Below are 13,302 nucleotides of genomic sequence, written 5' to 3'. Positions count from 1 at the left end.
ATTGAAATATATAAGGAAGTCAGTGATACTGGCTTCCTTTTTATGTTATAATAAAAAGAGTTTTACTTTTTATATTGGGCAATTCCGTAACTGACTGACGATTTTGAACGCAACACTCCAGAGGAAGATAGCTTATGGTTCTTTTCTTAACCAGCAGTTTCATACCATATCAGGAGCCTGATGCTTATGAAAAAGCAGAGCCTATCGAATGTTTTGGCTTTTTTGAGGATCTTGCCGGTGAATGGCCTGAATCAGCCAATCTTCTTTATGTGCCATGCGATCCGGATGCGACAAAAGATAATGAGCATCAGCTGAAACAGGTTTTGGACGCCTTTGAGTTCGCTGGCCTTGAGGTAAAAGACGTTAAGATACTGGATGGAAAAAAATTTACATCTGAACTGGTCGAATGGTCCGATGTAATCTATCTTGCAGGTGGACATGCACCCACGCAGCTTGCTTTTATGAAGCGCGTTAATCTGAAGAGAGCACTCTCAGGCTATAATGGTATTGTTATCGGCCTAAGTGCCGGCTCAGTTAATGCGGCTTTTTACGTTTATCACATGCCTGAGCTTCCCGGCGAAGCCACGGATCCAAACTATGTCAAGTTCACTGACGGTCTTGATCTTACAAATATCCAGATAATTCCACACAGAGATTATATGCGTCAGTTGACTCTGGACGGTCTTAGATTTATTGATGATATTGTTATACCAGATAGCTTCGAATGCAGGTTTTATCTCATTTCCGACGGTAGCTATTTCAAGGTTAAAAATGGAATGACTACCTTTAAGGGTGAAGGTGAGCTGATTGAAGACGGCGTGATAAGTCCTCTCAAACAGGGTAATATTGTTCCGTACATGAGCTACATTGAGCAGCCTGTTATCAGGACACTTATCTCTGAAGGCTATGACATGGTCTTTACCGTGGAAAAGCATGATGAGCGCTGCGAAGTATATTTTTTGCGGGACAGCCTGAATGACCTTTTCGAGCGTAGCCGCCTCAATTTTAAAGATATTCGCACAAAAATTGCAAAAAGAATCGTAGAAAAAGAGCGCGATATTTTTACGGAAGAGATGCAGCTGCCGTTCATAGAGAAAGAAATGGCTGACAGAGGAGATTTTGTCAGAACCATTCATGTAGATACGAAGGATGGCCGCCGTGCGAAAAATATCAGAGTCAAGGAAGTTCCGGGATATCCGGACTGGCTGATGATCATTGTCATAGATATCACAGCGATTCTGGATCACGACTGGATGACAGACGAATACGCAAGGACAGGCTTTTTGGACAGAGCAAGAGTTTTCCTTTCCGAGCTATCTCCGGATGAGCATTATTCCCTTGTCTATGCCAATGTTAAGGGGTTAAAAGCCGTAAATGAGCTGTTTGGCAATCCGAGAGGTGACCTTGTAATTTTCCAGACAAGAGATGCCTTAAGGAAACACCTCCGTCCCGTGATCATGGGGAGACTCGAGAATGACCATTTTGTCCTGATAACTGCTGATGAAAACCTTACGGATAAAAATATAAAATCCATGAGCCGTCAGGTTTTCAAGACCGAGTCAATAAAATACAGTTATGAGATTCACTGCGGAATATACCCGATAACAAATCCCAGCATCGATATTTCACAGATGCTGGCAGGCGCTAAGCTTGCTGAAAAGAACATCAAGGACAATAACAGAAACATTCTCTTTGGATATTATGATGATTCCATGAAGGAGAAGTATGTCAAGCAGCGCTATCTTTTATCTGACTATGAGAGAGCTCTTGCAGATGATGAGTTTGCGCCTTATTATCAGCCTATCGTCAATGCCAAGACCGGTGAGATCGTAAGTGCCGAGATGCTCATAAGATGGCGTCACAGAGACCTTGGAATGGTTTCGCCTGCTGACTTTATTCCTATAATTGAGTCTGAGGGAAAGACGTTCCTTCTTGATAAATTTATGCTTGATCGCGGAACTGATTTTATAGAGAGACGCGTCGTTGAGGGTAAAAAGATCGTGCCATGTGCGATAAACCTTTCTCGTGTGGATTTCTATGACTACGCGTTTATCGAGAGCATTTTTGATTCAATTAAGGGGAAAAAGATCGATCCTGCGATGATCAGATTTGAAATCACGGAATCTGCCTACACTGACTTAGAGTCCAAAGCCCTTGATTATCTGTATAAGATGAAAAAACACGGCATCCAGATTCTTCTTGATGATTACGGCAGCGGCATGAGTTCACTGTCAATGCTGGAAACCTTTGATTTTGACATAATCAAGCTGGATATAGGTTATATCAAGAAAATTGGAATCAATAAAAAGTCAGAATCAATCATTATCTCGACGATCAAGCTTGCACATGCTCTGGGGGCCAAGGTGACAGCTGAGGGCGTTGAAAATGAAAAGCAGCTAAAATTCTTGCAAAATGCCGACATTGACTATATTCAGGGCTTCTATTTCTACAAGCCCATGCCGGAGGCAGCGTTTGAGAATCTGCTGAATTAGTTCAAGTTAGTTCTAAAATAGAGGGGAAAAAATAAAATGGGGAAATTATCTAATGAAAAAAGTTTTTGTAAAATCAGAGAGGAACAATAGGAAATTTTTAAAGAGAGAATGCCGCGCCTTAAGATTATCAATCAGGTCTGTGGCACTCTCTTTTTGTGTGCTTGTAGGGACTTTTTCAGGAAATGGCGCGATAACTGTAAAGGCCGCTGAAAATATCGCAGTCTATTATCCTGCAGATGATCTTCCGGCAGTACCGATGCCGGAGATGCATAATGAAGTCATCGTATGCGATGATGCAATTGTTCCAAGAGTACGTAATGCATCTAATACTGATGTAAAAACAGGACCGCATTATCAGTCGCTTGGTGATGAAACCAGCAAAAAGATATATCGCGCAATGGTTAAGGCCAGTGACAATGTACTGCCATATGGTGAGAACAGTGCTTCGGCTTTTTTGGCTGCGGCAGTTCCGATCGTTGAAGACGAGGAGAGCCGGTTTACATACGAGTTTGACCAGTTTGAGGATGCCTATGAAGCGGCGCGATATGATTATCCCGACCGCACTCAGCTTACTCTTTGCGGTTTTACTTTCTCAAGCAGAGAAAGCAGGTATAGCGAAACCAATGAGGTCAGGTATAGCACGTATCTTACAATGCAATCCAAGGTAAGTGGATACGATCAGGAACGTTTTTCACAGATGAATGATGAGCTGAAGCAAAAACGTGCTGAGATACTAAGTGATCCTACAATTGCCGGTGCTAGCGGAAACCTGGGAAAAGAGCTTGCAATTCATGATAAACTCATTCAGATAAATCAATATGATAAGACCTGCGCTAATCTTAATTCTTCTTATCATGTGGGGCATACAGCATATGGTGCGCTGGTGCTTGGATTGTCGGTCTGTGATGGTTATTCTATGGCATTTGAGTACCTCCTTGCTAAAGAAGGCTTAAGTTCCATGGTTATTTCGGGACATGTTGATGATGGCGGTGGCCATGCATGGAATATCGTCAAACAGGGCGGAGACTGGTACGAAGTAGATACTACCTGGGATGACTATAATAGCACGGAGAGCCTGCCGGATGGACTTGTAGAGGCCTTGAGGCATAATTATTACCATCTTACAACCGAAAAACTGGCAAATTACTCCTATGAATTCAAAATCGGTGGCAAAACTGCCCGCGGAAGTAATAAGCATATAAGGGATGGCTTTAGTGCAAACAGTCCGATAGCTACAGGAACAAAGTATAGCTATGAAAATGTGAAAGCGATATTGAATAGTGCCGAGAATATTCCTACAACAGACATTCAGGTTTCTCCGGCAAATATAACTGCCACAATCGGAGATAGAGGCATTATTACTTGCAAGGTAACACCTGATAATGCTTCAAACAAGAATATCAGCTGTTCTGTAGACAATAAAAATGTCGTATCTGCTTCAGTTACCGCAGATGGGAATATTTCCTATAAAGTCAAATGGTATGGCAGCGCAAATATAAGTATCAAGAGTGAAGATGGGCAAAGTGAGGCTTCCTGCACAATAAATGTCCCCAAGGTTTATCATAAGGTTTCCTTTGATCTTAATGGAGGAGTCGGAACGGCAGATGATAAAGATGTCCTTTATCGCGGGAACTATGGCACTCTGCCATCGAATGTAACAAGAGAAGGGTATGATTTCCTTGGATGGTACACTGACGCAGACGGTGGAAGCAAAATTACATCCAATACAACATGCACAATACATGAAAACCACACTCTGTATGCGCACTGGCAGATAATCGAGGAGGTAGAACCCGAGCCTGAGCCGGAACCTACGCCGGAACCTTCGCCGGAGCCTGAACCAGAGCCCGAACCCGAGCCCGATCCGGAACCGGCACCGGAACCTGCTCCTGAACCTACGCCGGAGCCTGAGCCCGATCCGGAACCGGCACCGGAGCCTGAACCTGAAAATCCGGGGGATAATGATGATGAGCCGACTACACCTGGTGGAGATGATGGTGAACCTACCACTCCTGGTGATAATGATGATGAACCGACAACACCTGGTGGTGGTGATGGTGAACCGACAACACCCGGTGGCAATGATGATGTTCCATCCACACCCGGAGACAATGGCAATGAACCGTCTACCCCTGCCGGCAACGATAATGCATCAACCACGCCGGACAGCAGTGCAAATGTTCCGGCTACTACAGACACAATTCCTGTAAGTAGTCCGGTTTCCAGGGAACTCTCTTCAAACGGTGTAAATTACGAGATTGATACAAAGTCCGGAACAGCAGCTGTAACAAGAGTTACAAACAAAAAGATCAAGTCTGTTAGAATTAAAGCAGAGGTCTCAGTAGGCGGCAGCACCTACAAGGTTACTTCCATTAAGAAAAAGGCCTTCAAAGGATGTAAGAAGCTTAAGAAAATCGTGATCGATGCCAATAATCTTAAAACCATCGGAAAAAAGAGCTTTAAGGGAATTAAGGAAGGCGCCAAAATAACTATTAATTGTAAAAACAAAACCATTTTTGACAAAATAAGTAAAAAGCTTGTGAATGCAGGCGCTAAAAATGCATCATTCAAATATGTGAGGGGATAATTTGTGATGAAGAAAGTGGATTTTGAAAAGATAACACGCGATTCCATCAGCCAGATAGGGCTTAAAACCTGCGAAGGTGCGCTTATTTTGTGCCTCGCAGGCATTATGGGATGCTCCGGAGCAAATACGTCTGCCACGGAGGGGGCTGAAGCCTCAGCCGAGAATCAGGCTGTGGCAGGTGAAAATGCAGACGCAGAGGATAACACATCAGGTCAGTCTGAAACGGATTCAGCTCAAAATGATATTGACTCTTCAAAAGAGGAAAATAGCACAGACGAGTCAATAGAAGAGCAGGCGAACGGAGAAGATGGTGCGTTGACTGATGAAGTCATCGCGTCTGATGACACTTCCAAATCCCAGGGATCATCTGCTTCCGGCGAAAAGTCCATGGAATTATACGAGCTTTTCCTGAAAAATGAAGCGACCGTACTGATCAATACTGAAAATGATTTTGGAGAGTACTGGAACCTTGATAGTCTCAAAAATATGGATGTGACGCTTGAGGCGCTTTCGAAGTCGATAATCGATTACTTTACAGCAGATAATCCTTCTTCAAGGTTACGCTTTGAAGGTATAGATTATGCCTATATTGACTGCGGAAATGATGGTGATCCCGAGCTACTGCTTCGTTTTAACACTACTGACAGTGGTGATAGCTGGCAGGAATATATTGTCATAAAGGCAGTTGACGGCATTTTAGAGACTGTATATTCAAACATTGCCTGGGGCAGAAGCCGCTTGTATTTCAACGAATATGGATATATTTTCTCAGATGGGTCAGCCGGGGCAACTGAGCACATTTTTGATAAGAGTTTCATTGATTCAGCGGGAAAATTGCATTTTATCTATTCGGATTATTCAACATCAGGGATAATGGCCGGTAATATTGGCAGTGTCATTGCAGTAAATGGTGAAGTTTATTCAGTTCCAAACGAGATACTGACTGATGATGAGTATGTTTTCTTTAGCTTCGATTTCTTCAATACGCCGGAAAGCTACTTTGATGACATATATACCTATGCAAAAGTGGAGCCTGATCCGGATCCTGACTATGAGCATGGCTATCGCGGTTATTTTTACGCACCATTGGCAGATGACGACAGTATATATGAGGAGGGCAATCCATATAGAAAGTTTTTTGAATCCACAGGAGCACCACTCTATTCTCTTAAAGAAATGGATTCAAAAGTCGCGGATAAAGAGGCAAAGGAGGGCTTGACCGAAGAGGTCAAAAACGGAGCAGATGCTGATTTTAAGCCGTTAGAATATGATTTTGCTGCAGATATTCCTACCTATAATGATAATAATATACTGAAGATCAAGGAATATTTCCCGATAGCATTTCTTACACATGACACAGATGGCAATACCGCATATTTGCGGATAAATGCTGACGGAACCATAGAAGGTGACTACAGTGACTGGAATTATAACGAAGCGGATGGAAGCAGTGTTACCAATAAGAATGAATTCACGGGAGCCTTTACTGTATCTGAAAAGATAGATGATACAACCTATGATCTCGAGCTTTCCGATTACTCACTTAAATATGAGGTTGGAACCAGTGAGACTGCAGAATATATAAAGGGTTCCGCCTCAGTGACAAACTATGTTGATGTATGGGGATTCGATGATAATTGCACTAAATTCAGACTATACACTCCCGGTACGGATATTTCCAAGATTGATAAAGCCATTGTTTCCAAGCTTCCGGATAATTTCAGAGAGAGTGATATAGAGAATGATTGCCTGAAAGAGTACCTGTTATACGGACTTGAGGGTAAGAACTACATATGGACCGGGTTCAACTAATTTATATCCAGTCCGGTCAATAATCTAATAAGAAAAAACATGAAATGTGGGTTACATGCTTAAAACCTGTAACCCACATTTCGCGTAAAACAAGAAAAATTCTACAATTCTGTAGCATTCTCAAGATTCAGACTATCCTTCACGGCATCGCTGTTAGGAGTGCTCTCGGTTATATTTTCAGCCTTTTCATCGCTCTTGGCAGTTGTGTCACCGATGTCATCTACTCCGATGATCTCATTTAACATGCTTTGGATCATTAGCTGGATCATTTCCTGAAGCTCTTCGACAATCCTATTATAGGAGCCTTTGGAAGCAGAAGTTGAAACTTTTACCAATCTATCGGCACTGCCATCATTGTCATCACTTCTAACGGTTGTGACATTTTGCTCTGACAGTCCATTGACATTATTGTCAGCGGAGATATTCATCAGCTTTTCGAAGAAGGTCTGCATCTGCTCAAATAACTTCTTCGCGCCTGAGAGATTGCCGGTATTCATGGAAACATAGCCGACTTTTAGCACATAATTGCCGTTTTCGGTGATGTCAGAAGGTGCTGCATCTCTTACAGCCTGCATTGCATTGTCAGCCATCCCCTCGGTGTCTCGGATATATGCGCAGAGGGTAGCGAACCCGGCATAATCTGTGTCCGTAGGATCTACGCTGTAGGGATCGATTTCCTTTGAAAAGGCATTTCCTTCCTTATCCGTACCGGATGCTGTGTAAATCCTTGAATCTCCCGATACCTTGATAGTGATTTTGAGCTCCTGGCCATCGCTGCTGTAATCAAAGGCTGAGCCATCTGCGCCTGTCTTCATGTTAGAAGCGATATCATCCGGTAGCTTTGCTGTGATGATTCTGGTGTAGGAGAGGAAAGCACCATCTCCGTAGGAGTTTTCCGGTTTCATTCGCGGTCTTGACACATCACCATCAAGAACGGTCTTCAAATCATCTGAATCTTCGAATGAACTCGGTGGCTTTGAAACATCCCCGTCGAGGACATTTTTCATCACTGCCGTATTTTCTTTCGAAGCATTCAAATCTGCAGTTTTTCCTGTCGCAATGCCCAGTGCTGTTAAGAAGGATGGCACCTTAGCGTCCTCGGTTTTCATCTGAGATCCGGTTTGATTCCCGGTGTTCTCTACCTTAAAAGCGCCATAGGCCATATAAACACTGCGAAAACTGCCAATATTACCTGTATTGTCCATATGTATCCTTTCTGTGCACCTTCGGTCAATCCGGTGCACGCCACTCCCCATTGGACCGAGTGGCTTACTGCCTCTATAACATGCTTCCTCCTTTCAGGGACAAAGATAAGGCGCCCCAATGTCGTCCCTAGACATTAAAGCGCCATCCATAGCTGTTTTATATATCGGATAATCACCTCAGAATTATAAGAGCTATATGTAACAACATCAAAAACAGGACCTAAAAAGTCAAAAATCCGCCATGCCAAAGGCAGAACTTTTCAGATGGATTCTGCTATAATACATCTTCGGGAGTGTAATTGTATGAAAAGAATTGATTTTGAAAAAGGCAGAACAGTAAATATAATCCTGGCGACGGCCATTCCTATGCTGGTGGCACAGATACTTAATCTCTTGTATAACATCGTCGACAGAATCTACATAGCAAGAATACCGCTTGTGGGCACAGTCGCACTTGGTGCAGTTGGCCTGTGTTTTCCGGTAATAATTCTCATAACAGCTTTCACGAACATGTACGGAAGCGGTGGTGCGCCGCTTTTCTCAATTGCGAGAGGGCAGAAGAACTATGACGAAGCGAAGGGCATCCAGAATACCGCATTTTTCCTGCTCATTGTGACTGCTGTAGCTCTCACGATTTTCGGAGAGATCTTCGGAAAGCCCATTCTGAGTGCATTTGGCGCATCGGAGGCAGCTATGGTCTACGCGCTGCCGTATCTTAGGATATACCTCATTGGTACTATCTTTTCCATGATAGCTACCGGTATGAACCCCTTCATCACCGCTCAGGGCTTTGCTGTTGTTGGGATGACCACCATTATTGTGGGTGCCGTGTCCAACATCATACTTGATCCGATTTTTATCTTCGCGCTGGGCATGGGCATTGAGGGTGCTGCGATAGCAACTGTTCTTTCACAGGCACTTTCCGCGCTTTATGTTCTTAGGTTTTTATTTGGAAAAAAGGTAGCTTATAAGGTTCATCTGCTCAGGGGAAAAGAGATCAGAAATTGCAAAGACAGGGCAAAGAATATCATCGGCCTTGGAACTGCAGCTTTTATGATGCAGTTTACCAATGCAGCGGTTCAGATTGCCTGCAACAATGTGCTTGCTGATGTGGGCGGTGACATCTACATCTCGATTATGACCATCGTCAACAGCGCAAGGCAGATGATGGAGACGCCTATCCTCGCGATATCCGAAGGCGCATCACCTGTCATAAGCTACAACTATGGCGCCCGCAGGGGAGGCAAGGTAAAGCATGCGATTATGATCATGTTTTGCCTGGAGATGGCTTATTCGCTGGTCGTATGGCTCTTTATAAGGATATTCCCAGGTGCAGTTATCGGTGTATTCAGTAATGATACTACGATAATGGCTGATGCGATCCCTGCATTTAACCTGTATTTCTCAACGTTCATTTTCATGACATTCCAGCATACAGGCCAGATCACCTTTAAATCTCTGGGACGAAAAAAGCAGGCAATATTTTTCTCCCTGTTCCGCAAGGTTGTGATAGTGGTTCCGCTTACATATTTGCTGCCTTACCTGTTCCATATGGGCACAAATGGCGTATTTGCTGCCGAGCCCATAAGTAACGTTGTCGGTGGAATGGCATGCTTTATCACAATGATCTTCACAGTTCGGGCAATACTAAAAAATGAATAATTTTTTCATTTGTCAAGTACGGATTATGAATTATTTTTTTCATAATCCGTATACTATTTGGTCTTAAAATCACCTATACTCTTATCATCTAAAAATATGTCTACTTGTAGCAACGAATTTTACTGTTAGTTCCATTGTTTTTTTCATTTAGGAGGGAGACACATCATGGTTAGAAGTAAACGTCTGCTATCTCTTATTACCAGTCTGGCACTGGCAATAAGTCTGTTTCAATTTGGCGCCTTGCCCGCCGAAGCTGCTCCAAAGGCGATACAGCGTCTGGAGCTAAAATCTGATTTTCCTGAAGTTATACGTGTTGATGAAAGGGTCGCAGGAACCGGTACAGTCATGGATTATGACCAATATAAGCTTACAACAAGCGGTACTTATGCTGCTAAATTCAGCGGTGGTCAATGGCGTAAAAAACAAGAAGACGGTAACTTTAACTGGTTTACCAACCCCTGGTTTGAAGGTGGAGATTATAGGTTCCATGCCACAATCACACTGACAAACAGCAATAATTACTTAACTGAAGATACTGAGGTCATAATAAATGGAAAGACTTGGGAAATAGAATCTTTAGAAAGTAACTCAGAGATTAAGGTGTTTTCACCTGCTATAACGGCAATATATAACTATGATTTATTTGTCGCCGATGTTAGAAATAAATTGGAATTGTCAAAAAGAGATAGTGAAAAGGTGACAGCTTTTATTGACCAGGCTCTTGATGAAGGCAAAATCGTTAAAACAGAGGATAATTTTTACGACCTGAACGACGATGAACAACCGGATGTAAAAATAATCTATGATTTTGAAAAAGAATGCCTGGTTATGGAGACGCTTCCCGACACATCTTTGGAAGGGACGTTTACTATAAGTGTAGATCCCGAAAAGCTTGAAGAAAATGAAATTCCCTGCTTTGAGAAACTTCAGTTTGAGTTTCCTGTTCAAGGTGATCCCCATGATCTTGGAACATTGGAAATAAATCTTACTGATGGGGTTGTTGGACTAACGGGTAGCGAATATGAAGCATTTTCTCTTACTCTCGGATCATCAAAGTGGAAGAAAGAGAGTGATATTGATGAGATATATTATTCCACACTTGATGTAGATAACGATGGCCAGTGGGATTTCTATTATTGTGATAAGCTTGAAGGCTATGGTGCCAGCATTGGCATGCATCCTGAGTGCACCATCCGTGGCGATGAGCTTGTGTATGAACTGGATAGTGAGGAAAGAGCTCGTGCAAGAGTAATGGAAAAAGACTACTATTCAGTAGTCCATTTTATCGTGGCTGAGCAGGCTCTACCTGATAACCTTGGTGAGTATATAATTGACTTGAGAAACGGAAGCGCTACATTTGCAGGAGAGATGGCTTATTTCCTGATGTTTTCTCTTAACAAAATGGGATACATATCTAAAACAGCAGATACCCGGCTTTATGTAGATGTCAGAAACGAAGACACCAATGTAGTTACCTACAATCTGGAACTTGATTATGACGGAACAGGCAATATTGCATATGATGTTGTTATGGTTGCCACTAAGACCCCTGAATTATCAGTAAAAGTTACGCCACTTACTACAAGTACAATAGAATATCAGGAAACTCTTACTTCAGGCACCGGACTTTATAACTTGTGGCATCACGGCTACTTTGGAGATTTGACCTTCATCTTCAAGGACTATCCTGTAGTTCCTGATCCGGTAGATCCGAATAACCCTACAAACCCGACTAACCCTACAGATCCAGGCAACCCGGCAAATCCTACAAATCCGACCAATCCTTCAGGAAATGGTACAGCTCCTGCTCCTACAGTAGCTAACCAGGCTCCTGTTCACGCAGTGGGCGAATCTGTTGCAAACGGCGGAGCTTCATACTCTATCAGCTCTGTCACAGCAGGAAGCGAGGCGGTTACATATGTGAAGCCTGATTCTGCAACTGCATCAAGCGCAACCGTTCCTAACGACATCTTAATTGACGGAACGTCCTATAAGGTTACAGGAATTGCAGCAGGTGCCTTCCAGAACAACAAGAAGCTTAAGAAGGTCACAATCGGTGCCAATGTTGCATCAATCGGAAGCAAAGCATTCTATAAATGTAAGAACCTTAAGAACATCAAGGTCAACACTGTTTTACTTACAAAGAGCAGCGTAGGCGGAAGTGCATTCAAGGGAATCCATTCCAAGGCAAAGGTGAAGGTTCCGAAGAAGCAGCTTAAGAATTACAAGAAGATCTTCAAATCCAAGGGATTGAAGGGCAAGAACCAGAAAGTTAAATAAAAATGCCAAAAGGGCCGATCACGAATGTGGTCGGCTCTTAGAAAGTGAAGAAACCATGACCAGAAAAATATCTTTTTCAAGCGATTATACGAAAGGTGCGCATCCGGAGATCCTGCAGCGCCTTCAGGAGACAAATTATGAGCAGATAGACGGCTACGGCACCGATGATTACTGCAAAAGTGCAGCCGATAAGATCAGAGCTGCATGTGACTGCAAGGATGCTGATGTATTCTTCCTTGTGGGCGGAACTCAGACCAATCAGACAATAATAGATATGCTCCTTGAGCCCTACGAGGGCGTTGTAGCAGCCCAGACGGGGCATGTGGCAGCTCACGAAGCAGGAGCCATCGAGTTTTCGGGACATAAGGTGCTGACACTTCCCAGCATTCCGGAGAAAAGTGCCTCATCCGATGCCATCTACTCAGATGAGATAGGAAAAATCCGCGCAGAGGACCTCAAAAAGCTTCTGAAGGATTTCTATGAAGATGATAATCATGAGCATATGGTTTTCCCCGGTGCCGTTTACATCTCTCATCCCACAGAATATGGCACGCTTTATACCAAGTCAGAGCTTGGTGAGCTTTCCGCAATTTGTAAGGAGTATGAAATACCTCTTTTCCTCGATGGTGCGAGGCTTGGCTACGGCCTTATGAGCCGCAGGACTGATGTGACGCTTCAGGATATCGCAAAGCTTGTGGATGTATTCTATATAGGCGGAACCAAGGTTGGCGCACTATTTGGAGAAGCAGTGGTATTCCCGGGCAAAGTTCCGACAAAGCACCCGGTGCCCATTATCAAGCAGCACGGCGCACTTCTCGCCAAGGGATGGCTGCTCGGACTTATGTTTGATACGCTTTTTACTGATGATCTCTATATGGATATCAGCCGCAATGCTATAGACAAGGCAGAGAAGCTTCGCGAAGGACTCACTGAAAAGGGCTATCAGCTTTACATTGATTCACCTACCAATCAGCAATTCATTTTACTTGAGGATGACAGATTAAAGGAGCTCTCAGAGCATGTCAGATATGGCTTCTGGGAAAAACCGGATGAAAATCATACTGTAATAAGACTTGCCACCGATTGGGCGACAACTGACGAAGATATAGAAGAGCTGATGACATACCTATAAGACATTTTTCAACACTTTTCCTTGATTTTAAGCGAGTTTATAAAGAATTTATCATTTGTCACACAGTGAAACACACAAGCAAAATAGGCTATATTACAATATTCTTATAAGATAGACATATTAGCGAGGTAC

Annotated in this window: 7 protein-coding genes; 6 read left to right on the top strand and 1 reads right to left on the bottom strand. The window is 43.2% G+C overall.

The features are described from left to right. Window positions 1-134: 134 nt before the first annotated feature. From G586_RS0110350 to G586_RS0110340, 3 genes are read left to right on the top strand one after another with little or no spacing between them, the layout of a single operon-like run. Window positions 135-2,492 carry an EAL domain-containing protein gene (locus tag G586_RS0110350; protein WP_026527711.1) on the top strand — a complete coding sequence of 786 codons (2,358 nt, stop codon included), beginning with the start codon at window positions 135-137 and terminating at the stop codon, window positions 2,490-2,492. Window positions 2,493-2,544: 52 nt separating this feature from the next. Further along, on the top strand, window positions 2,545-5,079 hold the full coding sequence (locus G586_RS22560; protein WP_035773016.1) for an InlB B-repeat-containing protein: 2,535 nt from the start codon (window positions 2,545-2,547) through the stop codon (window positions 5,077-5,079). 6 nt (window positions 5,080-5,085) lie between these two features. Further along, window positions 5,086-6,891, top strand: coding sequence for a hypothetical protein (locus tag G586_RS0110340; protein WP_026527710.1), 1,806 nt, complete (start codon window positions 5,086-5,088; stop codon window positions 6,889-6,891). A 101-nt stretch (window positions 6,892-6,992) separates the two neighbouring features. Here the strand turns inward: G586_RS0110340 and G586_RS0110335 are convergent, their stop codons facing one another. After that, the gene (locus tag G586_RS0110335) at window positions 6,993-8,096 is read right to left on the bottom strand and encodes a hypothetical protein (protein WP_026527709.1); all 1,104 of its coding nucleotides are present in this window, start codon (window positions 8,094-8,096) and stop codon (window positions 6,993-6,995) included. Between the two features lie 303 nt (window positions 8,097-8,399). Here G586_RS0110335 and G586_RS0110330 point away from each other — a divergent pair, with 303 nt between their 5' ends. The 3 genes from G586_RS0110330 to G586_RS0110320 all read left to right on the top strand — a co-directional run bounded on the left by G586_RS0110330 (window position 8,400) and on the right by G586_RS0110320 (window position 13,170). Next, window positions 8,400-9,758, top strand: coding sequence for an MATE family efflux transporter (locus G586_RS0110330; RefSeq protein WP_026527708.1), 1,359 nt, complete (start codon window positions 8,400-8,402; stop codon window positions 9,756-9,758). A 165-nt stretch (window positions 9,759-9,923) separates the two neighbouring features. Then, entirely contained in the window at window positions 9,924-12,038 is a 2,115-nt protein-coding gene (locus G586_RS27295) for a leucine-rich repeat protein (RefSeq protein ID WP_026527707.1), read from the top strand. 55 nt (window positions 12,039-12,093) lie between these two features. Further along, complete coding sequence (locus G586_RS0110320) at window positions 12,094-13,170, top strand: threonine aldolase family protein (protein ID WP_026527706.1); 1,077 nt, start codon at window positions 12,094-12,096, stop codon at window positions 13,168-13,170. The last annotated feature ends 132 nt before the right edge of the window (window positions 13,171-13,302 follow it).

The organism is Butyrivibrio sp. VCD2006 (assembly GCF_000423925.1).
GTDB lineage: Bacteria > Bacillota > Clostridia > Lachnospirales > Lachnospiraceae > Butyrivibrio.
This window is presented reverse-complemented; position numbering and strand designations above follow the sequence as displayed.

Bases quoted from the DNA above. Each gene is read 5' to 3' on its own strand.
- G586_RS27295 (WP_026527707.1), top strand. From the start codon at position 9,924: ATGGTTAGAAGTAAACGTCTGCTATCTCTTATTACCAGTCTGGCACTG.
- G586_RS0110320 (WP_026527706.1), top strand. From the start codon at position 12,094: ATGACCAGAAAAATATCTTTTTCAAGCGATTATACGAAAGGTGCGCAT.
- G586_RS0110350 (WP_026527711.1), top strand. From the start codon at position 135: ATGGTTCTTTTCTTAACCAGCAGTTTCATACCATATCAGGAGCCTGAT.
- G586_RS0110335 (WP_026527709.1), bottom strand. From the start codon at position 8,096: ATGGACAATACAGGTAATATTGGCAGTTTTCGCAGTGTTTATATGGCC.
- G586_RS22560 (WP_035773016.1), top strand. From the start codon at position 2,545: ATGAAAAAAGTTTTTGTAAAATCAGAGAGGAACAATAGGAAATTTTTA.
- G586_RS0110330 (WP_026527708.1), top strand. From the start codon at position 8,400: ATGAAAAGAATTGATTTTGAAAAAGGCAGAACAGTAAATATAATCCTG.
- G586_RS0110340 (WP_026527710.1), top strand. From the start codon at position 5,086: ATGAAGAAAGTGGATTTTGAAAAGATAACACGCGATTCCATCAGCCAG.